At 61.3% G+C, this 24,256-nt stretch carries 24 protein-coding genes, 1 tRNA gene and 1 pseudogene; 14 read left to right on the top strand and 12 right to left on the bottom strand.

The features are described from left to right. Together AC1DPR_RS30175 and AC1DPR_RS30170 are read right to left on the bottom strand one after the other, a co-directional pair. Positions 1 to 147 (bottom strand): annotated as a pseudogene (locus AC1DPR_RS30175) (helix-turn-helix domain-containing protein); the annotation flags it as partial. A gap of 203 nt (positions 148 to 350) precedes the next feature. After that, positions 351 to 764, bottom strand: coding sequence for a hypothetical protein (locus tag AC1DPR_RS30170; RefSeq protein ID WP_018858535.1), 414 nt, complete (start codon positions 762 to 764; stop codon positions 351 to 353). A gap of 272 nt (positions 765 to 1,036) precedes the next feature. Between AC1DPR_RS30170 and AC1DPR_RS30165 the strand changes: the two genes are divergently transcribed. Both AC1DPR_RS30165 and AC1DPR_RS30160 read left to right on the top strand, forming a co-directional pair. Then, positions 1,037 to 1,113: transfer RNA gene (locus AC1DPR_RS30165), tRNA-Pro, on the top strand. Positions 1,114 to 2,474: 1,361 nt separating this feature from the next. Further along, positions 2,475 to 2,708, top strand: a complete 234-nt coding sequence (locus AC1DPR_RS30160) for a hypothetical protein (protein WP_018858477.1) — start codon at positions 2,475 to 2,477, stop codon at positions 2,706 to 2,708. Positions 2,709 to 2,853: 145 nt separating this feature from the next. Here the strand turns inward: AC1DPR_RS30160 and AC1DPR_RS30155 are convergent, their stop codons facing one another. Further along, positions 2,854 to 3,069, bottom strand: a complete 216-nt coding sequence (locus tag AC1DPR_RS30155; protein WP_018116466.1) for a hypothetical protein — start codon at positions 3,067 to 3,069, stop codon at positions 2,854 to 2,856. Positions 3,070 to 3,194: 125 nt separating this feature from the next. Here AC1DPR_RS30155 and AC1DPR_RS30150 point away from each other — a divergent pair, with 125 nt between their 5' ends. Beyond that, positions 3,195 to 4,016: a bifunctional allantoicase/(S)-ureidoglycine aminohydrolase gene (locus AC1DPR_RS30150; protein WP_477817856.1), complete on the top strand. Its 822-nt coding sequence runs from the start codon at positions 3,195 to 3,197 to the stop codon at positions 4,014 to 4,016. Positions 4,017 to 4,075: 59 nt separating this feature from the next. On the opposite strand, the gene cysN is transcribed toward AC1DPR_RS30150, so the two are convergent. The 3 genes from cysN to AC1DPR_RS30135 all read right to left on the bottom strand — a co-directional run bounded on the left by cysN (position 4,076) and on the right by AC1DPR_RS30135 (position 7,376). After that, the gene (gene cysN, locus AC1DPR_RS30145; protein WP_018858475.1) at positions 4,076 to 5,563 is read right to left on the bottom strand and encodes a sulfate adenylyltransferase subunit CysN; all 1,488 of its coding nucleotides are present in this window, start codon (positions 5,561 to 5,563) and stop codon (positions 4,076 to 4,078) included. A gap of 1 nt (position 5,564) precedes the next feature. Then, positions 5,565 to 6,518 carry a sulfate adenylyltransferase subunit CysD gene (gene cysD / locus AC1DPR_RS30140; RefSeq protein ID WP_113472114.1) on the bottom strand — a complete coding sequence of 318 codons (954 nt, stop codon included), beginning with the start codon at positions 6,516 to 6,518 and terminating at the stop codon, positions 5,565 to 5,567. A 111-nt stretch (positions 6,519 to 6,629) separates the two neighbouring features. After that, positions 6,630 to 7,376 (bottom strand): phosphoadenylyl-sulfate reductase, encoded by a 747-nt coding sequence (locus tag AC1DPR_RS30135; RefSeq protein WP_018116470.1) that lies wholly within the window; start codon positions 7,374 to 7,376, stop codon positions 6,630 to 6,632. Positions 7,377 to 7,788: 412 nt separating this feature from the next. Here AC1DPR_RS30135 and AC1DPR_RS30130 point away from each other — a divergent pair, with 412 nt between their 5' ends. The 3 genes from AC1DPR_RS30130 to AC1DPR_RS30120 all read left to right on the top strand — a co-directional run bounded on the left by AC1DPR_RS30130 (position 7,789) and on the right by AC1DPR_RS30120 (position 9,272). Beyond that, positions 7,789 to 8,235 carry an RrF2 family transcriptional regulator gene (locus tag AC1DPR_RS30130; RefSeq protein WP_018858473.1) on the top strand — a complete coding sequence of 149 codons (447 nt, stop codon included), beginning with the start codon at positions 7,789 to 7,791 and terminating at the stop codon, positions 8,233 to 8,235. 139 nt (positions 8,236 to 8,374) lie between these two features. Further along, positions 8,375 to 8,761, top strand: a complete 387-nt coding sequence (locus tag AC1DPR_RS30125; protein ID WP_018858472.1) for a DUF6152 family protein — start codon at positions 8,375 to 8,377, stop codon at positions 8,759 to 8,761. 34 nt (positions 8,762 to 8,795) lie between these two features. Further along, on the top strand, positions 8,796 to 9,272 hold the full coding sequence (locus tag AC1DPR_RS30120) for a DUF6644 family protein (RefSeq protein WP_113472113.1): 477 nt from the start codon (positions 8,796 to 8,798) through the stop codon (positions 9,270 to 9,272). 15 nt (positions 9,273 to 9,287) lie between these two features. Here AC1DPR_RS30120 and betA read toward each other — a convergent pair whose 3' ends face one another. The 3 genes from betA to betI all read right to left on the bottom strand — a co-directional run bounded on the left by betA (position 9,288) and on the right by betI (position 13,112). Then, positions 9,288 to 10,940, bottom strand: coding sequence for a choline dehydrogenase (gene betA / locus AC1DPR_RS30115; protein WP_113472112.1), 1,653 nt, complete (start codon positions 10,938 to 10,940; stop codon positions 9,288 to 9,290). A 106-nt stretch (positions 10,941 to 11,046) separates the two neighbouring features. Then, on the bottom strand, positions 11,047 to 12,516 hold the full coding sequence (betB, locus tag AC1DPR_RS30110) for a betaine-aldehyde dehydrogenase (protein WP_113472111.1): 1,470 nt from the start codon (positions 12,514 to 12,516) through the stop codon (positions 11,047 to 11,049). Then, a complete protein-coding gene (gene betI, locus AC1DPR_RS30105) occupies positions 12,513 to 13,112 on the bottom strand; it encodes a transcriptional regulator BetI (protein ID WP_018116475.1) in 600 nt (199 codons plus the stop codon). The genes betB and betI overlap by 4 nt, the downstream gene beginning before the upstream one ends. 142 nt (positions 13,113 to 13,254) lie before the next feature. Here betI and AC1DPR_RS30100 point away from each other — a divergent pair, with 142 nt between their 5' ends. From AC1DPR_RS30100 to AC1DPR_RS30085, 4 genes are all read left to right on the top strand, one after another. Next, positions 13,255 to 13,803 (top strand): HdeD family acid-resistance protein, encoded by a 549-nt coding sequence (locus AC1DPR_RS30100; protein ID WP_018858468.1) that lies wholly within the window; start codon positions 13,255 to 13,257, stop codon positions 13,801 to 13,803. Positions 13,804 to 13,985: 182 nt separating this feature from the next. Then, the gene (locus AC1DPR_RS30095) at positions 13,986 to 14,228 is read left to right on the top strand and encodes a ribbon-helix-helix domain-containing protein (protein WP_113472110.1); all 243 of its coding nucleotides are present in this window, start codon (positions 13,986 to 13,988) and stop codon (positions 14,226 to 14,228) included. 137 nt (positions 14,229 to 14,365) lie between these two features. After that, positions 14,366 to 16,171 carry a GGDEF domain-containing protein gene (locus AC1DPR_RS30090; RefSeq protein WP_477817855.1) on the top strand — a complete coding sequence of 602 codons (1,806 nt, stop codon included), beginning with the start codon at positions 14,366 to 14,368 and terminating at the stop codon, positions 16,169 to 16,171. 78 nt (positions 16,172 to 16,249) lie between these two features. After that, complete coding sequence (locus tag AC1DPR_RS30085) at positions 16,250 to 17,245, top strand: NAD(P)H-quinone oxidoreductase (protein WP_113472109.1); 996 nt, start codon at positions 16,250 to 16,252, stop codon at positions 17,243 to 17,245. Here the strand turns inward: AC1DPR_RS30085 and AC1DPR_RS30080 are convergent. Next, complete coding sequence (locus AC1DPR_RS30080; protein WP_113472108.1) at positions 17,242 to 18,456, bottom strand: MFS transporter; 1,215 nt, start codon at positions 18,454 to 18,456, stop codon at positions 17,242 to 17,244. The genes AC1DPR_RS30085 and AC1DPR_RS30080 overlap by 4 nt on opposite strands. Before the next feature lie 206 nt (positions 18,457 to 18,662). Beyond that, a complete protein-coding gene (locus AC1DPR_RS30075) occupies positions 18,663 to 20,096 on the bottom strand; it encodes an MFS transporter (RefSeq protein ID WP_018858463.1) in 1,434 nt (477 codons plus the stop codon). Between the two features lie 107 nt (positions 20,097 to 20,203). Between AC1DPR_RS30075 and AC1DPR_RS30070 the strand changes: the two genes are divergently transcribed. From AC1DPR_RS30070 to AC1DPR_RS30060, 3 genes are all read left to right on the top strand, one after another. Further along, on the top strand, positions 20,204 to 20,824 hold the full coding sequence (locus AC1DPR_RS30070) for a helix-turn-helix domain-containing protein (RefSeq protein WP_113472107.1): 621 nt from the start codon (positions 20,204 to 20,206) through the stop codon (positions 20,822 to 20,824). A gap of 95 nt (positions 20,825 to 20,919) precedes the next feature. Continuing rightward, entirely contained in the window at positions 20,920 to 21,927 is a 1,008-nt protein-coding gene (locus AC1DPR_RS30065) for an asparaginase (protein ID WP_477817854.1), read from the top strand. Positions 21,928 to 22,067: 140 nt separating this feature from the next. After that, positions 22,068 to 22,817: a hypothetical protein gene (locus AC1DPR_RS30060; protein ID WP_113472105.1), complete on the top strand. Its 750-nt coding sequence runs from the start codon at positions 22,068 to 22,070 to the stop codon at positions 22,815 to 22,817. Here AC1DPR_RS30060 and AC1DPR_RS30055 read toward each other — a convergent pair. Next, positions 22,792 to 23,547, bottom strand: coding sequence for a DeoR/GlpR family DNA-binding transcription regulator (locus AC1DPR_RS30055; protein ID WP_018858459.1), 756 nt, complete (start codon positions 23,545 to 23,547; stop codon positions 22,792 to 22,794). The two genes, AC1DPR_RS30060 and AC1DPR_RS30055, sit on opposite strands and share 26 nt — an antisense overlap. A 120-nt stretch (positions 23,548 to 23,667) precedes the next feature. Between AC1DPR_RS30055 and AC1DPR_RS30050 the strand changes: the two genes are divergently transcribed. Beyond that, complete coding sequence (locus tag AC1DPR_RS30050; protein ID WP_026371959.1) at positions 23,668 to 24,024, top strand: hypothetical protein; 357 nt, start codon at positions 23,668 to 23,670, stop codon at positions 24,022 to 24,024. Positions 24,025 to 24,256: the final 232 nt, after the last annotated feature.

The following is a 24,256-nucleotide window of genomic DNA, read 5'->3' as shown; positions in this document are numbered from 1 at the left end:
GATCTTCGGTGCGCCCCAGTTGGGCTTGTCCTGCTTGGTCCGCACAATCAGCTTCTCGATTTGGAAAGGAAGCTGATTGGCGTGCCGGTAAGGCCGTCGCGATCGATCTGTCAGTCCTTCCAGACCGCTGTCGTTATAGCGGCTGACCTTCGCTCTCCTCGCAAAGGCCAAAAGTGTAACCCATGTCTCCGGTATGAACTGTCACCCCTCTCTCGGGAAGGACACCAGCAATGATGAAGTCTTTTGCCGCGGTGTCAGCCGCGAACGGAGGCCGCGTAGCAACTCAGAATACTCGACATAGAAGAAAGGCGACCAATGGGCCGCCTTCCAAACGCTCGCTCTGCCGTTTCTTACTGCGCGGGTTGTGCCGGCGCCAGGAACTCGGCGCAATAGGACGGGCCGTTCACGCCCGGGATGTCGCCGACGACGCGGATGCTGCGGATCGTGTAGTCGGAGCTGGTGACGATTTCCGCCTGGCAGCGCAGGTATTGCGTGCGGGCAGCCGCGATCTGCTTGCCGCGCTTGCCATCCGCGCCTTCTGCGTATTTCGCCGGGGTGCGAACCGTCTTGTAGCCGCCCTTCCAGGTGTAGGTGACGCTGGAGCCGTTCTCGACATCGTTGATCGGCGGGCCGAATGCGGCAAAGAACTTGCCGGCCGACTGGCCAACCCAGCGATTGGAGATCGGATCTGCGGAGGTCGGAATCGTCGTGCAGCCGGCAAGCGCAATGGCAAGCCCAGCCGCGGCAAAGGTGCGGAGTTTCATTCTATCGTCCTTGAAAAGTTGTCGCGCATTCGACGGCGGGAATCGCTGGTCTGCAGCGGTTTCCGCTTGTCCCGCCGAGGGCTTTAACGCGGAACCCGGCAAAAGAAAATCGGCCCGCCTTGGCAATCGCAAAATTTGCCGCAAGTGTGTCATTTTGCTCCACTTAGTGCTCTCAGGAGGTGCGCCGGCCCTGCCGGCAAAAAATGCGCCGGCTTTTGAATTTTGGTGCTTGCGCAACGAGATGGGCCGGTCTATAGAGGCGCCGCTGGTCACGGAGTGTAGCGCAGTCTGGTAGCGCACCACGTTCGGGACGTGGGGGTCGAGTGTTCGAATCACTCCACTCCGACCAGCCGAAACCCCTGCTCTGCAGGGGTTTTTCATTTGTGCCAATGGACGCACAAAAACCTCACCGACAGATTCAGCAATTGATTGGAATTCCAATCCGTCGGAAAGCCGTCGGCGGCTACAAATTCTCGACTGTGGTTCGCTTAAGCCGACGGCGAAGACAAACGCGCCGCCGCCGCCGACTCGCGGAAAGAGCAACTCGAAATGCCGTCATCTCTGTTGGCTGGACAGGTGGGAGATTGGGCGGAGATTTGGGGTCGAGTGATAATTGAAACGCTGATGCCGAAGCTCCGCTGTACGAGCTGTGGAAATGTGGGGTGCATCTCCAGTGGATCTTGGCTCTTTACTTCGTGTCCATCCGAATTACGCGTCCGGAAGCCGTAACTGTGCATTCTAGAGTGTAATGTCGGGTGGCGATCGTCAGAAGCCAGGTGGGACCGGTCCGCTCGGCTGCCTTGACGACGTTCGTTCCCCCTCGAGGGCTCTGATATCGATCGGCCCGTCGGCTGCACGCGCGCAAAGCGCGAGCCGGAACGTTGCTCAAGTCCGGCGATCCGGCGGAAGCTTCGCCGCATGCAGACGGCTTCAATTGATCGATACGCGAGTAGCGGCCAAACGACACGCGTACATCGACACACGTGCCCGTCTTGTCGTTCCACCAAGTGCTGCTCCTGACGTGTCGGTAGCCACGGGCTTGCATCTTGGACGCAGCGTCCGTCGCGCGAGTACCGACGAGATCGGCGATATCACTGGGCGCGGCGGCGAAAGCAAAAATAGAAAACGAGCAAAAGATGGCCGCAAGGCCGACTATCCTCTTCACGAAATCCTCCTTGAAACGAGCCTCTGAAGACCATCGCTTTGCCATCCGCGGTCAAGCGGGTGCCTGGAACAGTAGCCGCAATAGTCGGTAGAGAACATGTCTTCTGGGTGGAGCGGACCACAAACGAGACCAACGGTTAAGTACGCAACAGTAAATTTACGGCTCGTGAAGATCCACGATATCTCGGGATTTCTCGGGACGAGCCTGGGAGTCCTAGAGCGGTCTACGGCAAACACCGGATCCGCCATCAAAAGGAATTGACTTGGCTGTCACTAAGGGCCGGGTCGGGCGGGAGGTTTTCGATGTCCAGCCGAAAAGCCGCGGAGGCGGGCTTTTTTCTTACGCCGCCATTTAGCTTCCTTGCTGTGAACAACACAACTACAGCCTCTGGAACATTCAGCCGAAAGGTCGCATCGGCGTCGCTGTCGCAAACGGAGGCTTAGATGTCGTATTTCGGTATCCATAAAAATAAGCGAGAACTAAAGTACACAGCTTCACATAAAGATATATCAGACAAGCGCGCTTCGGCGGGCGGGGAACAGTGCATGAAGACCTCAGAATACAAAGCTGCGGTTGCCGTCACGGGACTGAGCGCCGCTGGTGTCCAAAAGCTCTTTGGTGTCGATCAGACGACGACACGTCGCTGGGCGTCGGGTGAAACCGAAGTACCGCGCGCGGTCGGCCTGTGCCTGCTGTTGATGGCGTCGGCAAACGTGTCCGTCGCGCAGGCTGAGATCTTGGCCGATGACACCGATGTCAGGCTTGCCAGGATCGCGTAAGACGGCTTGCCCAATCATTTCAGCAATCGGATGCAGCACCCGTAGTGGCCAGGGTCCCCGACCCTCGGGCCCGGCTACGGACGCACAGCCCCCTTTGCTTCGATCCGGCACCGCTGGTGCAGCGGCTGTTCCGGCTTCGAGCGCGCTAAGCTCCGAGAATGGCATCGATTTCGGCAATCAGGGTCGCATAGGTCTCGATATGCCGATAATACTCGTTGCGGATCTGCTCGGTGATATCGGAGAGCGGCCCGCCACCCTCCGCGCGGAAGTGTTTGACGTCGTTCTCGGACATGGATTTGAGATTGTCCTCGTATTCCTTGACCCTCTGAACATAGTCTTCCCGAAGTTTTTCCAGACTCATCGATCCCTCCTGAGCTAGCGAGGCACCGCGGACAGTCTGCCGCGGCGACGGCAATCTAAAGGTTGCCTAGAAGAGATGCGGCGCTTAAACCAGATTGACAATCCCGGCCCGTGAAAAGTGAACCAATGAGCAGCTCGAACTTCTACTCCAGCATGGGCGGCCTGCCGCCGCAGACCGAACTCCTCTCCAGCAAGGCGGTGTTCACGACGGCCTATGCCGTCATCCCCCGCAGCGTCATGACTGACATCGTCACCAGCTACTTCCCGCACTGGGAAGGGACACGTGCCTGGGTGATCTCCCGCCCGCTGACCGGTTTTTCCGAGACGTTCTCGCAGTACATCATGGAAGTGCAGCCGGGTGGCGGCAGCGACCGGCCGGAACCGGAGAAGCGCGCCGAAGGCGTGCTCTTCGTCGTCGACGGTGAGATGACCGTCGAGTTCGACGGAAAGGCACACCAAATGCGCCCCGGCTCCTTCGCCTTCCTGCCCGCCGGCTCCCGTTGGGCGCTGTGGAACAAGAGTGCTGCACCCGTGAAGTTTCACTGGATCCGCAAGGCGTTCCAAGAGGTCGAGGGGCAGGAGCCGCCGCCGGCGATCCTCACGCATGAGGAAAATCACCCGCCGCAGCCGATGCCGGATACGGACGGCGCCTGGGCCACGACGCGCTTCATCGCCCCGGCCGATCTTCGCTACGACATGCACGTCACCATCGTCACCTTCGAGCCCGGCGGCGTGATCCCGTTCATGGAAACGCACGTGATGGAGCACGGCCTCTACGTGCTCGAGGGCAGGGCCGTCTATCGTCTCAACAAGGATTGGGTCGAAGTCGAAGCCGGTGACTTCATGTGGCTGCGCGCCTTCTGCCCGCAGGCCTGCTATGCCGGCGGTCCCGGACGCTTCCGCTACCTGCTCTACAAGGACGTCAATCGCCACATGCCACTGTGGTAGGGGTCACGCGGCGAGTTTAGAATGAGAAACGGGGCCGATGTGGCCCCGTTTTCGTTTGCCTAGATGTCGCTTGCCGCGTTCGACCAGAGGTCGGCCGCCTCAGCGGCGGTCATGCGCCGCACCTCCGCCTCATGGCGGCGGTTGGCGAAGAGTTCGCTCGCCATGATCTGGTCGGCGAGGTCGGCCGGCAGCGACAGGATCACGCGGGCATCGCCGCCGTGGATGCCGCCGAGCTCGCTCCGCTTTCCGCTGACCATGCCGCCGGCCACCGTATTGTTGGTGTCGGGGTCGATCAGGATAAAGGAGCCGGTCGCCCGGTTCTGCTCGTAGGGGTCGAAGATCGCTTGTTCGTCGAAGGCGAGGCGCACCTTGCCGATCGCATTCATGTAGAGCGTATCGACAGGAGCCCAGGCGCCGGTCTTCAGTTCAAGCTGCGCCAACGGCTGTACCTGCACGCGCTGGCGGCGGCTGCCGCTCTTCAGCCAGTAGCGCTTGCCGGCTTCGATACCCTCCGGCTGCAGTGCGACGATCTGCGCGTCGAAGGAGAGGCCGACCTGCGGCTGGCTGTCGATCGAGACGATCATGTCGCCGCGCGCGACGTCGACCTGCCGGTCGAGGACCAGCGTGATCGCATCGCCGGCGACTGCCGCGTTGCGCACCAGATCGAAGGTGACGATCTTGGAGACGTTGGCGACCATGCCGGACGGCAGGATCATGACGCTATCACCCGGCTTGACGGACCCGCCGGCAACGGTGCCCTGGTAGCCGCGGAAGCTTTCCCCCGGACGCGAGACGCGCTGCACCGAGAAGCGGAAGCCTGTCGCCTGCGAGGAGCGGACGGTCGCGAGCTCGAGCGTCTCGACCAGCGTCGGGCCGGCGTACCACGGCATCGATGCCTCGCCGGAATAAACGACGTTCTCGCCCTTCAGGGCCGACATCGGGATCGCGGTGATCTGCTTGACGCCGAGCGACAGCGCGAATTCGCGGAACTCGTGCGTAATCTTCTCGAAGCCGGCGCGATCGTAGTTCGTCAGGTCGATCTTGTTGATGGCAAGCACGAACTGCTTGATGCCGAGCAGCGAGGCGATCGTTGCGTGGCGACGCGTCTGCTCCAGAATGCCGGCGCGCGCGTCGACCAGGAGCACGGCGAGATCGGCGGTGGAGGCGCCGGTTGCCATGTTGCGGGTGTACTGCTCGTGGCCGGGCGTGTCGGCAACGATGAAGGAGCGCTTGTCGGTCGAGAAGTAGCGATAGGCGACATCGATGGTGATGCCCTGTTCGCGCTCGGCCTGCAGGCCGTCGAGCAGCAGTGCGAAGTCGGGCAGGCCGAGATCGTTCTGCTTGCCGGTGGAATCGCGCTGCAGCGTGGCGGCCTGGTCTTCCTTGACGGCCTTGGTATCCCAGAGCAGGCGGCCGATCAGGGTGGACTTGCCATCATCGACGCTGCCGCAGGTGATGAGGCGCAGCGGTCGCGAGTCGCGCGTTGCCGTCGCAGGATCTGCGGCGGGCACGGCAAGGGCGTGTGCGGCGGTTACGGCTGCGGTCATCTCAGAAATATCCTTCACGCTTCTTCTTTTCCATGGAACCGGACTGGTCGCGGTCGATGGCGCGGCCCTGTCGTTCGGAGACAGTGGCAATTTCGAGTTCGGCAATCACCTCTTCGAGCGTGGTCGCCTTCGATGGGATGGCGCCTGTCAGCGGAAAATCGCCCAGGGTGCGGAAACGGATCATGCCTTCCTGGCGCACTTCGCTGGGCAACAGTTCCAGCCGCGGATCTTCGGCAAGGATCATCATGCCGTCGCGCTCAACATAGGGGCGCTTCTTGGCGTAGTAGAGCGGCACGAGCGGAATGTCTTCGGCCTGGATGTAGCGCCAGATATCGACTTCGGTCCAGTTTGACAGCGGGAAGACGCGAACGCTTTCGCCCTTGCGGATCTGGCCATTATAGATGTTCCAGAGTTCCGGGCGCTGGTTGCGCGGATCCCAGCGATGGTCTGGTGTGCGGAAGGAATAGATGCGTTCCTTGGCGCGGCTGGCTTCCTCGTCGCGGCGCGCGCCACCGAAGGCGGCATCGAATTGGCCGGCGTCGAGGGCCTGGCGCAGCCCTTCGGTCTTCATGATGTCGGTAAAGGCGGCCGAGCCATGCGTGAACGGCGTGATGTTTTCGGCCGCACCGCGCGGATTGATGTGCTCGATCAGGTCGAGGTCGTATTTCTTCGCGGTTTCATCGCGAAAGGCAATCATCTCGCGGAATTTCCAGCCGGTGTTGACATGCAGCAGCGGGAAGGGGACGCGACCGGGGTAGAAGGCCTTACGGGCCAGATGCAGCAGGACCGACGAATCCTTGCCGATCGAGTAGAGCATGACGGGACGCTCGAATTCGGCGGCGACCTCACGGAAAATGTGGATCGCTTCGTTTTCGAGAGCCTTCAAATGCGGGTCGAGCGGCGGCTTCGCGCTCCGGGGATTGTTGAGTTCCGTATCCGGACGGCTATCGGGCATTTCTGACTCCAGGCTTCAATCATTCTCGGAAGGGAGGCATCCGGAATGGGTGCATTTCAGACTTCGAGGAGCGCAGGCGACGGGCCGCGCTCCGATCCCGAAGTCGACGGGTTACTGTTGTGCGGCAATCGCCGAGGCCTCTTCAGCCACGTGCAGGCCGCATTCGCGCTTTTCGTCCTGTTCCCACCACCAGCGGCCGGCGCGTTCCGGCTCGCCCGGCTTGATCGCCCGGGTGCAGGGTTCGCAGCCGATCGAGGGATAGCCGCGGGCGTGCAGCGGATTGATCGGCACGCCGTTGTCGGCGACATAGGCCTTGATAACGTCGAGGTCCCAGTCGGCGAGCGGGTTCACCTTCAGGAGATGACGCTCCGCGTCATATTCCGCAAACGGCGTCTCAGCGCGGTTGGCCGATTGGCCACGGCGCAGGCCGGTGATCCAGATCGTCGCCCCTGCCAGGGCTCGCGCAAGCGGCTTCAACTTGCGCACGCCACAACAGGCATGCCTGGCTTCGACGCTCTCATAGAAGCCGTTGAGGCCGTACTTGGCGGCATAGGCATCGATATCTGCCTGTTCGGGCTCGTAACGGCTGATGTGAAGATCGTATTGCTTCTCGGTCTCGTCGATCAGCGCCAGCGTTTCCGGAAACAACCGTCCGGTCTGCAGCGTCACGACGTCGATCGGAAGGCGGTGGTTGCCGATTTCGGCAGTGATGACTTGGTCCTCGATGCCGAGGGAGGTGGTGAAGACGACGCGGCCGCCAAGGCCGGCGACGAGCGACAGACGCTCCGCAAGGTCAAGGCTCGCGAGGTTCGCGTTCAGCGTTTCCGCTTCAGCGTTCGGATTGGCAGCAACAGTCATGGGGATCCTGTCCTTGATGTTGGCCGGAGTATCGCAGGTCGGGCTTGGATCGGACAGAAAAACGGATTTCGAAAGCAGGCGCGATAGGAGCAAATATCTCTCCCCGGCCGCTGCAATGCGGAAAAGCAGCCGCACCGCGATGGTTTGTCGACGGTCAGCCCAATTATCTATTGATTTAGTAGAGTAACACGTTGCCTGTCAATCGGAAATGTGAATTGATGACATCGCAAGTGCATTTTGACGTAGATTTGCAGTATTGGCCGAGGGTGAAAAAACAAGGCCAAAAACCTTGTCTCTCAAGGGTTTCGCCGGCTTGTTCAAATTCCGTTCATGCTGCGCATGCCATAGAGACAGGATCCTGCTTGCGGCGGGTCTGTGATTCCGCCCGCCATGTGTGTGTCGACGGTCAAAAATGATTACGCAAAAGGCAAAATATGCGCTGAGGGCGCTGACGGTATTGGCGGCAGCCGATGACGGCGAGCCGGTGATGATCTCAGACATTGCGGCGCAGCAGAAGATCCCAAAGAAGTTCCTTGAACAGATCCTTCTCGACCTGAAGCACCAGGGCATCGTCGTCAGTCGCCGCGGCAAGACGGGCGGGTATCTGCTGCTGAAGCCGGCCGACATGATCACCTTCGGCGAGGTGCTGCGCATCATCGACGGGCCGATCGCACCGCTTCCCTGCCTCTCGATCACCGCTTATCGCAAATGCGATGATTGCGATGGAGAGCAGAACTGCGAGATCCGCCATGTTTTCGCCAAGGTGGCGGATGCGACCCGCAAGGTGCTGTTCTCCACGACGATCGCAGATGCTGTCGCGCCGGCAAAGGTCGCGGAAGTCACCCGTTTACTCGCCTAGGCCTAATCATCGTCCATGCTGCTGCATGTTGCTTGAGACCATCAGGCGGATAAAGGTCGCTTCAAGATTCGGTGAGATAGCTTTCCATTGCTTGGTGCTACGCCAATTCGCCCCTGTCCTGAGGTAGGGAGAAACGAACATGCGTCTCATGAACTCGAAACGGATGGCAATTGGTGCGGTCCTCGCGCTGACCTTGGCGTCGGGAGCCGCGGCGCACCACGGCTGGTCGTGGGCCGAGGGAGAGCAGACGGAATTGCATGGCACGATCGAAAAGGTCACGATGGGTGGGCCGCACCCGACGCTCGACGTTGCGACCGCCGCCGACGGCGTCTGGCTCGTCGAACTCGGCAATCCCAGGCAGACCGAACGCTCGGGCTTTGTCGAAGGCTCCGCGAAGAAGGGGGATCCGATTGTCGTCCTCGGAAACCGTTCGCTGAAGGCCGACGAGAAACGGATGAAGGCCGTGCGCATCACGGTCGCCGACAAGCGCTACGACATCTATCCGGAACGGATCCAGACGAACTAGAACCTTTCAATTTAACCCCGAAAGGCTCTAGGCGATGGCGATCGAGTTCCTGGAATGGCTCGCCGCAACCCCGCTGTCGTCAGGGCTGCGGCGCTCGGCGCTTGTCTACATGGCCGTCAACGCCGCCCATATCCTTTCGATCGGCCTGCTGATCGGGGCGATCCTGCCGCTGGATCTGCGGCTGATGGGCTGCTTCGGCTCGGTGCCTTTGGCGGTGCTTGGCCCGTTCCTGTCGCGGGCCGCGGCTGTCGGGCTCGTGGGAGCTGCTATCACCGGCTTTGCCCTTTTCAGCGTCAAGCCGATGGAATACGCCGGAAATCTGGCCTTCCTCGCAAAGCTGGGGCTGCTGGTGCTCGGCATCGTGAACGCGGCCGTGGTCCATGCCCAGGCTGCCTGGCGGCGGGCCGTGTCAGGCTCTGCGCCCGCGTTCAGCTTGCGCCTGCAGGCGGGCCTTTCCGCGGCCGTATGGATATCCGCGCTCCTTGCCGGCCGCTGGATCGGCTTTGTCTAATGGCGATCGGCAGATTTACCGATCGCTCGTTTCCCAGCGCGGATTGATCCACGGCTCCTGGTTGGAGCGCGGCAGCGGCTGCTTGCCGAGGATATGGTCGGCAGCCTTCTCGCCGGTCATGATCGACGGGCCGTTGAGATTGCCGTAGGTGACGTGCGGGAAGATCGAGCTGTCCGCGACGCGCAGCCCGTCGACGCCGATGACGCGCGTTTCGGGATCTACGACCGCCATCGGGTCGGCTTTCGCGCCCATCTTGCAGGTGCCGCAGGGGTGATAGGCGCTTTCCAGGTGCTCGCGCAGGAAGGCGTCGATCTGTTCGTCGGTCTGGACGGCCTCCCCCGGCTGGATCTCCGGGCCGCGATACTGGCCGAAGGCCTTCTGGCCGAAGATCTCGCGGGTCAGCCGCACGCAATGGCGGAATTTTTCCCAGTCCTCGGGATGGCTCATGTAGTTGAAGCGAATGACAGGATCGGCCTTCGGGTCCGAGGAGCCGAGCGTGACGTTGCCGCGCGACTTCGACAGGTTGTAGCCGACATGCACCTGGAAGCCGTGGCTCTTGGCCGCCGCCTTGCCGTCATAGCTGATCGCGACCGGCAGGAAGTGGTACTGGATATCGGGCTGCTTGACGCCAGCCGCCGAGCGCAGGAAGGCGCAGGCCTCGAACTGGTTCGAGGTGCCAAGCCCCGACTTGGTGAACATCCATTGCGCGCCCGCGACCCCCTGCCAGAACCAGGGCAGCCAGGAATAGAGCGAAACCGGCTTGGTGCTAACCTGTTGGAAATAGAATTCCATGTGGTCCTGCAGGTTGGCGCCGACGCCCGGCCGGTCTGCCTTTACCTCGATCCCCATTTCCTGCAGATGCGCGCCGGGCCCGATGCCCGACAGCATCAGGAGCTTCGGCGAATTGAAGGAGGAGGCCGAGACAATGACCTCGCGGTTCGCCTTGACGATCTCGATCTTGCCGCCCCGCTCGATTTCGACGCCGGTTGCCCGGCCGTTCTCGATCACCACCTTGTGGGCGTGGCCGTAGACGACCTCCACGTTCGGTCGTTTCAGCGCCGGTTTTAGATAGGCTGACGCGGCCGACCAGCGGCGACCGCCGAAAATCGTCTGCTCCATCAGTCCGAAGCCTTCCTGCTTCGAGCCGTTGTAGTCCTCGGTCGCCTCGAAGCCTGCCTGCTTGCCGGCCTCGATGAAGGCGCGAAACAGCGGGTTGCGGAAGACACCGCGCTGGACGTGCAGCGGTCCATCCTTGCCGCGCCAGCCTTCCTCGCCGCCGTGGCTGTGCTCCATCCGCTTGAAGTAGGGGAGGACGTCGGCATAGGCCCAGCCTTGCGCGCCGAGCTCTTCCCAGCGGTTATAGTCCTCGGCGTGGCCGCGCACATAGACCATGCCGTTGATCGAGGAGGAGCCGCCGATCACCTTGCCGCGCGGCGCGGTGATCCGCCGGTTGTTCAGGTTCGGCTCGGGCTCGGAGAGATAGCCCCAGTTGTAGCGCTTCATGCTCATCGGCCAGGCAAGGGCGGCCGGCATCTGGATGAACGGCCCGAAGTCGGAGCCGCCCGCCTCGATGACGATGACGGTATTCTTGCCGTCTTCCGAAAGCCGGTAGGCAAGCGCCGAGCCCGCCGAGCCGGAGCCGATGATGACGAAATCTGCCTGCTGCATGATGTGCTTCTTTTCCGATTCACCACCTCGTCCTCGGGCCCGCTGGAGAGCCGATCGGGACGAAGCGAAATTGAATGCTACCTGCCGGGACCGGCCGCCTGCTGCCTCAATAGGGCGCCTGCACCGGCCCCATGCCGACATAAACCGTCTTCAGCTCCGAATAGTGCTCCAGCGCGGCCAGCGAATTTTCGCGTCCGAAGCCGGATTGCTTGGAGCCGCCGAACGGGATTTCGACAGGGCAGAGATTGTAGGTGTTGATCCACAGCGTGCCCGCCTCGAGCTGGTCGACGACGCGATGGGCGCGCGTCAGGTCTGATGTGAAGACGCCGGCGGAGAGGCCGAATTCCGTCGCATTGCCGCGAGCGATCACCTCGGCCTCGTCGTCGAAGTCAAGCACGCACATGACGGGGCCGAAGATCTCCTCGCGGGCGATCGTCATCTCGTCGGTGACGTCGGCAAAGACCGTCGGCTGCACGTAGTAGCCCTCGCCGGAGACGTTGTTGGGGATGCCGCCACCGGTGACGAGGGTCGCACCCTCGGCCTTGCCCTTCTCGATGTAGGAGAGAACCTTGTCGCGCTGCGCCCAGGACACCATCGGCCCGAGCTGCGTCGCCTCGTCCATCGGATCGCCGATGGCGATCGCCTCGGTGCGGGCTTTCAACCGCTTGAGGAATTCCGCCTTGATCTTCCGCTGCACGAAGACGCGTGTGCCGTTCGAGCAGACCTGGCCGGTCGAATAGAAGTTGCCGAGCATGGCGCCGCCGACGGCGCTGTCGATATCGGCATCGTCGAAGACGATTAGAGGCGACTTGCCGCCGAGCTCCATGGTGACGTGCTTGAGGCTGCCGGCAGCGGCCGCGGCGACCTTGCGGCCGGTCGGAACCGAGCCCGTCAGCGACACCTTGGCGACATCAGGATGGTTGACCAGCAGCGGTCCCGTCTCGCGATCCCCCTGGATGACATTGTAGAGCCCCTTCGGCAGGCCCGCCTCATGAAGGATCTCGGCAATGGCAAGGGCCCCAAGCGGTGTGTTTTCCGACGGCTTGAAGACCATGGCATTGCCGGCGGCGAGCGCCGGTGCACCCTTCCAGCAGGCGATCTGCTGCGGATAGTTCCAGGCGCCGATGCCCACGCAGACGCCAAGCGGAACACGCTTGGTGTAGGCGAAATCGCCACCGAGCGGGATGTAGGAGCCATTGAGGCCGGCAGCTGCAATGCCGCCGAAGAACTCGAAGCTGTCGGCGCCTGATGTCGGGTCGGCGACGATCGTTTCCTGGATCGGCTTACCAGTATCCAGCGTCTCCAGTTCGGACAGCTCGCGATTGCGTTCGCGAATGAGGTCAGCGGCGCGCTTCAGGATACGGCCGCGCGCCGTCGGGCTCATCGCAGCCCATTCCGGCTGGGCGCGCTTGGCCGATGCGATCGCCTTTTCGACGATAGCAGGGGTTGCCGCGTGCAGCCGGGCGATGACTTCGCCGGTCGCCGGATAGATGCTTTCGATGACGCTGCCCGCGTCATCCTCGACATATTCGCCGTCGATGAAATGGGAGGCTTTCGGCTGGGCTCTGAGGGTCACTGAATCTGTCCTTTCGCAAGGGCGGCAAGCTGTGAATTGATATAGTCTTCGGTAAGCGCGATCGATGCCTCGATGCTGACAGGCGCCGACCTCAGACTTTGGCGGATGTAGAGCCCGTCGATCATCGCAGCCGCGCCTTCGGCAATGCGTTCTGCGGCATCGTAAGGGCAGAGCGCTTTCAGGTTGGCGATGAGGTTCGACTGCAGACGGCGGGCATAGATGACAAGGAAGCGCCGGGTTTCCTCGGAGCGCTGCGCCTCGGCGTAGAAGGCCAGCCAGGCGGCGATAGTTGCCGGCGCGAACTGGTCTGCCTGGAAGCTGACGCGGATGACGGCGGAGAGCTTCTCGCGCGGTGCGTCAACCGCCTTCAGCGCAGTCACGACGTCGTCGCGCAGCTGCTTGAGGAGAGAGCGGACAGTCTCGATCAGCAGTTGTTCCTTGCTGCCGAAGTAATGATGCGCCAGCGCCGGCGACACACCGGCCTGCCGGGCAATTTCGGACATGGTGACAGTCAGCGAGCCGTGATCGCCGATCACGCGCAGCGCGGCATCGACAAGCGCCTTGCGGCGAACCGGCTCCATTCCGACCTTGGGCATCGCATCACTCCATGAAGATGCCATCCAGCATAATTTTGATTGACTGATCAATCAATAAAAATCTGGCAACACTTCCAGAAGGCTAACCTCTTCCAATTCCGCGATTTTGCGGCATATTCTTTTACCAACCAGGAGGTGTGCCATGGCAGATATTTCTGATCGACTGGGTTTTTCGTCGCTGCAATCGAAATGGGGTTGGTTCGCGGCACTTGGCGTGCTGCTGATCGTCTGCGGCTTTATCGCGTTGGCAAACGTCGCGCTCGCAACCGTTGTCTCCGTCTACTATGTCGGAATCCTGATGCTGGTCGGCGGCGTGGTCTACCTGATCCACGCCTTTCAGGTGAGAAGCTGGGAGCAGGCGCTGGTTTGGGCCTTGAGCGGCGTTCTCTATCTGCTGGCCGGTTTCTTTGCCTTCGAGAATCCCCTTCTGGCATCGGCGGTGTTGACGCTGTTTCTGGCGATCGCCTTGCTCGTTGCTGGCGTGTTCCGAATCTGGGTCGGCTGGCGCATGCGCCCCGTGAAAGGATGGGGCTGGGTCCTTGTGAGCGGTATCATCACGGCGCTGGCTGGTGTGGTTATTGCGCTCGGATGGCCGGTCAACAGCCTTTGGATCCTGGGACTTTTCCTCGCCTGTGACCTTCTGCTGCAGGGTTGGTCGATGCTCGCTTTCGGTCTTGCGGTCCGTCGCTGACTTATGCCCGCAATTCACAGGCAGACATCACGGACTGTTTCCTTTTTGACAAGTATGTGAGTGGGGTCTAAAATTTCGCCCAATAAGAGGCAGCCGAGGCGGCGGCGTCGGCAATGCCGTGGACGGGTTAATCCGTCTCCCAGAGGACAGGCACTGTCCGACGAGGCAAAGGGAGGAATCTCATGCCGATGGTTACCGTATCCATTTCGCCGCTGCAGGCTGCGGATATCCGCGCCGCTGTCGACAATGGCACCTATGCGTCAAGCAGCGAGGTTGTGCGCGAGGCCCTGCGCATGTGGGAGGCCGCCCGCAAACTCGGCGGATGCCCCGAAGGCGCCTTCGATCAGAGCAGCGTCTCCCGGGGTGGCAAATGCGTCGCTGACATGTTCGCCGATCATGAGGCTGAGAACAGGCATACAGCCTGAACAAGCCATTGATTGATCGATAAAATTCGATCGAAAATGGACGTGGTTTCACAAAAGTTTCATATTCGGGAAAGGGTTCGTTGATCCTTCTCCGCCAGTTTCCCTGCGCAAAACAATAAGACACAGTGGAGATTGGCATGTCTTTGGCTGCCACCGTCGATCCGGCGCTTGTTCGTCGCTACGCCAGCGATCAGATCGTGACCCTTGCGAAACTCGTCATCGAGAACGCGTTCCAGCCCATCGTGGAAGCAGGGACGGGAGTGGCGTTCGGCTATGAATCGCTGATGCGCGGGCAGGAACGCATCGGCTTCAACTCCCCGATCGAAATCCTCGACGAGGCTCACAAGAACCAGCAGCTTCTGCAACTGGAGCAGATGGTGGCAAGCCGTGCGCTTGCGAAGTTCGCAACGCTGCCGCACTTTTCCAGTTCGACACTGTTCCTCAATCTCGATGTTCGGCTGATCCCGCATGGTGAGCGCCTGGTGGAAGGCCTGCTGCAGCACCTGAAGCTCGCCAATATTCCTCCGTCTTCCATCTGTTTCGAGTTTTCCGAACGCTTCGACAATACTAGCGTGCCCGAATTTGCGGCGCTCGTATCGCTTCTCCGCAAGGCCGGCTTCAAGCTGGCGATCGACGATTTCGGTGTCGGCCACGGCGAGATGAAGCTGCTCTGCGACCACCCGGTCGATTACCTGAAGATCGACCGCCATTTCATCGCCGACATCGACAGCAGCCCGCGCAAGCGCCATCTTCTGAAAAACATCGTCCACATCGCCCATGTGCTCGGCACTCGCGTCATCGCCGAGGGCATCGAGACGGAGGCGGAATTCGTCGCCTGCCGCGAGTTCGGCGTCGATCTCGTCCAAGGCTGGTTCGTCYCCCGCCCGACCACCCATGTCACCGAGTTGCAGCCGTCGTTTCCGCACCTGTTGGACCTCGGCAAGAGCAAGCGAAATCCGCAATCGCTCGACGAGATCCTGATCCGCAAGCAGATCGAGATGCTGCCGACAGTCTATGAAAACGACACGATCGACAGTGTCTTCGAGCTGTTCCGCCGCAATCCGCAGCAGGCGTTTTTCCCGGTGCTGAATGCGAACGGCGAGCCGCGCGGTATCCTGCACGAACGCCATCTGAAGGAATACATCTACCAGCCTTTCGGTCGCGACCTCCTGAAGAACAAGGTCTACGAGCGAACGATCTCCCACTTCGTCGAGATGGCGCCGATCGTCGGGCTTGATTCCGATACCGAACAGCTAATGGCGATCTTCGCCAACATGGAAGGCACGAACTGCCTGCTTTTGACCGACAACATGCGCTATGCGGGTGTCGTGTCAGCCGCCTCGCTCATCAAGGTCATGAATGAGAAGAAGCTGAAGACGGCCCAGGACCAGAACCCTCTGACCGGACTGCCGGGCAACAGGGCGATCCGCGACTTCATGCGCGAGTCCAGCCTCGATGGCGACGAGAAGCGTCACTTCTGCTACTGTGATTTCGACAACTTCAAGCCGTTCAACGATGCCTATGGCTTCCATCTCGGCGACCACGCGATTTCGCTCTTTGCCGCCCTCATGCGCCGCTATTTTTTCGCCGAACGTCATTTCCTCGGGCATGTCGGCGGCGACGATTTCTTCATCGGCGTCCGCGGCTGGGCCAACGAAGAGCTGACAGAAATTCTCGACCGCCTGATCAGCGATTTTCACGACGATGTGCTCGGCCTCTATTCCGATACGGATCGCGCCGCTGGCAGCATTCGCGGCCATGACCGCGCAGGCGTCGAGGCACTGTTCCCGCTGATGCGCTGCTCGATCGGCGTGCTGGAGCTACCGGAAGGTCTTGTCATCGACGACACCAATCGCGTCAGCGCCGAAATTGCTCACATTAAGGCCGAGGCTAAGGAAAGCGAGGAGGGGCTCGTCTTCCACCTCCTGGGCGAGACGAATTGACGCCATCCGTTCTTCCTGCCTTCTCAAATCCGAAGCGCTGGACTATCTCACGTGCTTTCGGAACGAGGAGACCGGACCATGTCTTTGCCCACGCAGATGCGCTTCATCGACCTGCCGAGCTTCGGCGCGCCTGAAGTGATGCGGATTGCCACCGGACCCTTGCCGATACCGGGCGAGGGGCAGCTTCTCATTCGCACCGAGGCGATCGGCGTCAACCGGCCCGACGTCGCTCAGCGTCAGGGCACATATCCCCCGCCCAAGGACGCAAGCCCTGTCCTCGGACTTGAGATGGCGGGCGAGATCGTTGCCGTTGGCGCTGGCGTCAGAGATTTCGCCGTCGGCGACAAAGTCTGCGGCCTGACGAACGGCGGCGCCTATGCCGAATATTGCCTGCTGCCCGCCGGCCAGGCGCTCCGTTTCCCGAAAGGCTACGATGCGGTCAAGGCGGCCGCCCTCCCGGAGAACTACTTCACCGTCTGGGCCAACATGTTCCAGATGGCCGGGCTGACAGAAGGCGAGAAGGTCCTCGTGCACGGCGGCTCGAGTGGTATCGGAACGACCGCCATCCAGCTTGCGCGGGCCTTCGGCGCTGAGGTCTACGCGACCGCCGGTTCGCAGGAGAAATGCGACGCCTGCGTCAGGCTCGGTGCAAAGCGGGCCATCAACTATAAGACCGACGATTTTGCAGAGGTCATCAAGACCGAGACGGGCCACGGTGTCGATATCATCCTCGATATGATTGGCGCTGCCTATTTTGAGCGGAACGTGGCATCGCTTGCGAAGGACGGCTGCCTCTCGATCATCGCCTTTCTCGGCGGCGCTGTCGTGGAAAAGGTCAATCTAGCGCCGATCATGGTCAAACGGCTGACGATCACCGGCTCGACGCTGCGCCCGCGCACGCCTGAGGAAAAGCGCGCGATCCGGGACGATCTCCTTTCCCAGGTCTGGCCGCTTCTCGCTGAAGGCAAGCTTGCGCCTGTTGTCGATACCGTCGTTCCTTTCGAGGACGTCGCCAAGGCGCATCGGCTGATGGAAACGAGCGGTCACATCGGAAAGATCATGCTGCGGATCTAGGCCGGTCGCGGGACCGGTCGGGGGGCTCTTTCAAGGAACAGCAGTAGGCCAACCGAAGCGAGACCGACCACGGCGGCAAGCAGTGCTGTGCCTGAATATCCTGTGAAGCCGGTCCCGGCGGCGAAGATCGACGCACTGATGCCGTTTGCGATGAACGTGTTGACCGAGACCAGCGAACTGCCGAGTCCCGGGCGATCGGCAATCAGGTCCTGCAGGTAGGTGATCGGTACGCTGAGGATGGCTGCAGCACCGCAGGCGTTGACCAGCACGAGGGCATAGATCTGCCAGGGCGCCGAGGCAAAGCTCAGCAATATCAGATACAGACAATAGATGAGCGCTCCGAGCGCAAGCACATGCACGTTGCGGAAGCGCCGCTGCAGCGCGCCCCAGATCAGCATGAACGGCATTTCCAGGAAGGCGACGAGGCCGGCCATGAAACCGACATCGACCACCGTGCCGCCTGCGGCATCGGTAATGATCAACGGCGAAACGACACTGTTCAACCGCTGCAAGCCGAGCAGCAGCGCCATGAGGCAGACCCTCACCAGCACATGAGGGGAAAAAATCCTGCCGAGCGACGAGAAGAAGCCGATATTCAGGGAAGTGGAGGCTGCGCCCGCCGGCGCAGGCTTGGCCACGAACAGGTAGAGGCAAAAGCAGGTCAGGCTCGCGAGAGCCGCAATGCCATAGGCCGGTGTCATCGATTGCGAATTGATGAGGTACAGGCCGATCAGGCCAGGCGCCAGCGCCCAGGAGCCCGAGAACAGCGCGCGAACCGTGGACGTGATCGCTGCAGCCTTTCCGCGGTCCATCGTGTTCGTCGTCGCGCGGATACTGGCAAAGAGGATCGAATAGGTGGAATTGCTGATGGGGATCAGCACCAATATGCCGAACATGAAGACTGCGGCGGTGCGGAATTCGTAGATCATTCCGAAGCCGAGCATGCCGCACACCGACAGCGCCAGCACCAGCGGGCGCCGATCGCTGAGCCCGTCGGACCAGATGCCGAGCGTCAGGCTGGTAGAGACGTTGACCAGCGCCGCAAGGAAGATCAGCCCGGAATAGCTGCGGTCGGACAGGCCGAGTTCGTTGATGCCGATGATCGATTGATAAGGCATCGTCGAGGCATAGGTGAAGGCGAGCGCAACCAGCGTCAGCGCTGGGACACGGATTTGACGATCGCGGAGGATGGACGAAAAAGCGGATGGCATGGCGTGATTCCCGATGCCACTGATATAAACCAGTAGTGTGCTTTCGAATAACCAGAGTTTGTGATGGCAGCGGTCAAATCACGTGATGGGTGGTCCCATGCCGTGATCGCGGCCGGTCGACAAGAGCCGATCCGCCCAATCGCTGGGATGGAAACGAGCGGTCACATCGGCAGATCATGCTGCGTCTGTGACCGCTCGCACGTCGCTCACCGGGCCTGCCGTTCGGCGGGCGACGAGAGGGTCAGAGACGTTGCGACCGCGATCAGGCCTGGAAGGGCCATCAGGACGTAGAGCCAGTGGGCAGCCGAGACGCTGCCGGCAACCCCGCCAGGGTTCACCAGTCCGGTGCTGTTGACGATCACACCGGCGACGGCGGCGCCGAAGGCGCTGCCGAGGGACTGTACCGTCGAGATCGCGGCCGAGGCCTTGTCCTGTTCGGAGTTATCGACAAGGCTCAGGACCTTGGTCACCAGATGCGCCCAGCCAAGGCCAACACCGAAACCCATCAGGAACATGCCGATGACAGCCGGGCCGAGAATGGCCAGGTTGCCCGATTGGTTATCCGCTGCGAGGAAGATGGTTAGCGAGGCAACCGCAATCATCTCGATCACGCAGCCGGCGGCGATCGCCGCGCTGGCACGCTTTTCGGACAGCGTTGCGCTGAAGAAGGCGGCAAAGGTCCAGCCGAGCGCGACAAGGGCGGTCAGATAGCCTGACACCAGCGGCGTCACGCCATGCAGGGCCTGCAGGAAATAAGGTATGTAGATGTCGCTTGTGAGCACCAGCAGTAGCACGAACATCGTCAGGTAGACACGTGCCACAGGCTTTGCGAGCGTGACCGCGCCTGTCGGGAGGAGACGGTTCCTGCCGCGCCGTTCGACCGATAGCATGGAGACGATCGCGACAATCGATGCTGCAATCAACAATGCTTTGAAGCTTGTCACATCGATCGTTCCGGCAATGCTGACCAGCATCACGGCGGCAAGCAGCAAGGCAATCTGCAGGATCGGGGTCTTGCCATGGGCGCGGTCATCCTCGGCGCGTGGCAGCAGCCAGGGCGCAAGCGACGCCATCAGCACGCAGAGCGGGACGAGCACCATGAAGGCGTGGCGCCACGCGTTGCCTTCGGAAAACAAGCCGCCGAGGCTGGGTCCGACCAGGGTCGAGACACCCCAGATGGCGGCATAGAGGGTTGATGCCTTCTGCCACAGCGGCTCTGGGTAGGCGAAGCGAATGAAAGCATAGGCAAGCCCGGCAAGAATACCGGCGCCGAATCCCTGTACCGTACGCCCGGCCAGCACAAATGGCATTGCCGGGGCAAGCGCGCAGACCAGGCTGCCGGTGCCGAAGATGAGCGCGCCTGCGACGTAGACACTGCGCAAGCCGATGCCTCGAGGACGCGTCGCGACAAAGATCGACCCCAGGACCGCAGCGGCAACGAAGAGCGTCGTCATCCATGACAGCAGTTCGAGCCCGCCGATGTCGCGCACGATCGACGGCGCGATTGTCGCGGTGATGTAGGTCTCAACCGCGTAGAGGGTGACGCCACCGCCGAGCATGAGTGTCGCGGGCAAAAGCGGCGCGGAAAACAGGTGAAAGACGGATGGCCTGTCTGCGGAAATCTCTTCAATGCCGGTCATGTCTAATGCCTTGTGTGCTTCCCGGGATATGCATTATTTTTGCAACTTATTATTTGGAAAAAATACACGGCCATGCTATTAAAGCAAGTGTAAGCTTGGAAAAATAAATGAGACAATCCCCGGCCAACCGAATCCTGCTGCTAATCAAGACGGAAGGACCTCAGCTTGCCGCGACACTCGGCTCAAAGCTCGACATATCGTCGGAAGCCGCCCGTCAGCAATTGACGAAGATGGCGGAGGATGGGCTGGTCGAAGCAGTGAACGAAAGCGCGACCGGCAGGGGGAGGCCGAGACAGCTCTGGAACCTGACTGCTGCCGGCAACCAGACCTTTCCCGATGGCCATGCGGAACTCACCGCCACGATCCTGAGCACGCTGGTCGCGCAGCTGGGGACGCCGGCCCTGGATGCCGTCATTTCCGCCCGCGAAGCAGATACCCTCAAGCGCTACCGCAAGGAAGTCGACGCTGCCGACACGGGATCGCGTGTGCGGCAGCTCGCCGCCATACGCACTAGCGAAGGATACATGGCCGACAGCTGGGAAGAGGCGGACGGTTCGCTTCTGCTTGTCGAAAACCACTGCCCGATCTGCGCCGCCGCAAGCGTCTGTGCCGGTTTTTGCCGCTCCGAGCTGGAGACATTTCGCGCCGTCCTCGGCGCCAAGGTCGAGCGCGAGGAACATATCCTGCTCGGCGCCCGCCGTTGCGCCTATCGCGTCACGCCGCTTTGAGCGGCGCCGCGGTACAGGAGTCGACGAAAGGCAATTGCTTTATCGACGCGACTCGCTATGCGTGACGCATCTGCCTACATGATCAGGACCAAGCCATGACCAATCCCGTCACCGTCGAAGTCACCCGAGGCTCGCTCGTTGAAAGCCGCCATCGCGGCGCCGTCGTTGCCGTGGATGGTGATGGAAAGATCGTGTTCTCGATCGGCGACATCGACGCGCCAACCTTCCCGCGTTCTGCCTGCAAGGCGATGCAGGCGCTGCCGCTGATGGAAAGCGGTGCTGCGGACGCCTATGGCTTCGGCGACAAGGAACTGGCGCTGGCCTGCTCCTCGCACAATGGCGAGGACGAGCATGTGGCGCTCGCCGCCGCCATGCTGGCGAAAGCCGGTCGCGATGTCGAAACGCTGGAATGCGGCGCTCATTGGTCCTCGAGCCAGAAGGTGCTGATCCACCAGGCGCGCACGATCGACAAGCCGACGGCATTGCACAACAACTGCTCCGGCAAGCATGCCGGCTTCATCTGCGCTTGCTGCCATCAGGACATCGATCCGAAGGGATATGTCGGCTACGACCATCCGCTGCAGGCCGAAATTCGTGGCGTCATGGAAAGCCTGACAGGTGCGGCGCTTGGCCATGACAATTGCGGCACGGATGGCTGCTCCATCCCGACCTACGCCATTCCCCTGCGTGGCCTGGCGCTTGGCTTTGCCAAGATGGCGACCGGCAATGGCCTCGAGCCGCTCCGCGCCAAGGCTTCCCGGCGGCTGTTTGATGCCTGCATGGCCGAGCCCTTTTATGTGGCCGGAACCGGCCGTGCCTGCACCGCGCTGATGGAGGCCGCACCTGGTCGCATCTTCGCCAAGACGGGGGCCGAGGGTGTCTTCTGCGCGGCGATCCCCGAGCAGGGAGTCGCGATAACAGTCAAATGCGACGACGGCCATTCGCGTGCCTCCGAGGCAATGGTTGCCGCCGCCCTCAGCCGATTCTTCTGCAAGGAAGATGCGATTCGCGCGCGCCTGGCCGCCATGGCGACCGTCCAGATGCACAATTGGAACGGTATGCATGTTGGTGATATTCGCGCGACGGCTGCGTTGACTGCATAAGCCGTTCCGGAACGGGACAGTTGTGCCGCGAAAATAGAAGTTGCTAATGTATGTGAAACTACAGCCCACGAGAACGGATGCGGTTTTTGTGGGCTGAGTTACCCTTTTGCCCAGTACATCGAACGCCATGAGGGCAGGATATGTTTGCGGGCCGCTATCTTTGGTGGATGTTGATTGCCATCGCGATCTTCCTCTTCTTCACCATGTGTTTTGACTACGTGACCTGGCTGACGGTCGTTTCGTCCGGCTGCGCGCGGATCGCCGGCTCCTGTGGGCCGATCATCGTCACCATGACTGGTTCCATGAAACCGTCGGGCGTCTACCTAGCGGGGGGCATCATCCTCGTCGTGACGCTTGCCCGCATCCACTATCTGTCGATGAACTGGATCTGGGGCGTGATTGTCGCAATCTGGTTCGTTGCATCGGCGCCGTTTCCGCTGCTCCTCGCCAACGGCTGGACCGGCCAGTTGAAGCCGGAGGCCGTGCTGGATGGGCTGCCGGTGGCGTTCCTGTTTTTTGTGATCTTCTGCGCCTATATCGGCTGGTCGTTTGAAGAGAGTGGCGCGCGGCCGTTTGGTGCGTGGCGTGCGCTGCGCGCAATCATTTCCGTCACCGCCGTCTATGGCGCGCTATTGGCGCTGTCGGAAGCACCCGCCTTCGCGACCATCCCGGGTCGTGTGCTTGGCGAGATGCGGCTTTCGACGTCAATTGCTGCGCTACAGCCCGGATTGCATGACGTCCTGACCCTCTGGGCCGGCCGCGACACGTTCGCCTATATCGTCTTCGCTGTCTTTGTCGTCGGTCTCGCTGCGAGCCTGTTGCCACAGAACCTCGAGGAACTCAGGGCGCGCTTCGTCCCGCCGTTCATGCCTCGAGGATCTCGGCAGTAAGATTGCGATAGGGCTCTATGGCTGCCGCTGGGATATCAGAGGCGACGATCAGCCCCGATACGCCTGAGATCGGAAGGACCTGGCAGGGAGAGACGTGGTCGAACTTCTCCTCCGTTAGCGGCACGTAGGTTTCGGCCGCGCAGGATGCGATGTGCCGCTTGATGGCCGCCTCCTCGAAGTCGCCTGTCGACAGCCCGTGTACGGGATGCACAGCCGTCACGCCGAGAAAGAACATACCCGGCCGAAGCTGCGAGATCGCGGCCATCGCAACGGCGCCGACCGCGACCATCGAGTGCTTGTAGAGCTTGCCGCCGATCAGGATGACGCTCGCCGTCGGGTGGTGTTCCAGCTCCGCAGCGATCGTCGGACTGTGCGTCGCGACCGAGAACGCAAAGTCGCGCGGCAGTTGCCGGGCAATCTCCGCCGTCGTCGTCCCGCCATCCAGAAAGATCAGCTGCCCGGGTTGCACGAGCGAGGCGGCCTTTCGTCCCAACCGCGCCTTCGCCTCGGACGAAACACTCTTTCGCGTCGAGAAATCCGGCAGCTCGGGCGCAACAGGCATCGCCCCGCCGTGAACACGCTTCAGCAAACCTTCCGCCGCCATCTCCCTGAGGTCGCGGCGGATCGTGTCCTCCGAAAGCGAGAAGTCTTCGGCGACACGTTTGGCAATCACCTGGCCGTCTCGCCTGAGAATATCGAGGATCAACGATCTGCGCTGGGTCGTAAGCATGCCTTCATCCCGTATTTGCACGAATTATCGTGAAATTGCACGAAATGAATCGACAATCAAGAAATATCGTGCAGTTATCGGCCATCTCGTGCATGAAGCCGAGGGAAATGGAGCTTGATGATGTTGATCTTGATTGCTGGTCCCTACAGGTCCGGAACCGGGGATGACCCGGAAAAAATGGCTGCCAATCTGCAGCGGCTGGAGCAGCCCTCGCACAGGCTGTTCCAGGCGGGCCATGTACCGATGATTGGGGAATGGGTGGCGCTCCCCGTGTGGAACGCGGCCGGCGGCAAGGCTGTCGGCGATGATCTCTACGAGGAAATCTTCCACCCCGTTGCCGGCCGCCTGCTGCAGCTTTGCGATGGCGTGCTGCGGCTTGAGGGCGAATCGAAAGGCGCCGACAATGATGTTCGCATCGCGCGCGAACGCGGCATCCCGGTCTGGCACCGGATCGAGGATGTCCCCGGCTGTGCTTGAGGCAGGCTGACTTTTAAGAGGCCGGCTCGCCGGCCTCGATCTGTGCGTTTGCGGAGAGCCGCGCTATAAAGTCAGCATCGAAGGGAGGTGACATGAAAGAGGTCGCCTCCGGAGAGAACGGATCACTGCGAATGATTGAGGGACAGTCACACTTCCGGCCTTTCGGCTTATCCTGTTGGGGTTTTGCGGATCTCAACAAGGGAGTTGGAAGCATGACTGCCTCTTATGATGA

This window comes from Rhizobium sp. 01T417 (assembly GCF_056398905.1).
The sequence above is the reverse complement of the archived record's forward strand: the minus strand, read 5'-3'. Positions and strand labels throughout refer to the sequence as shown.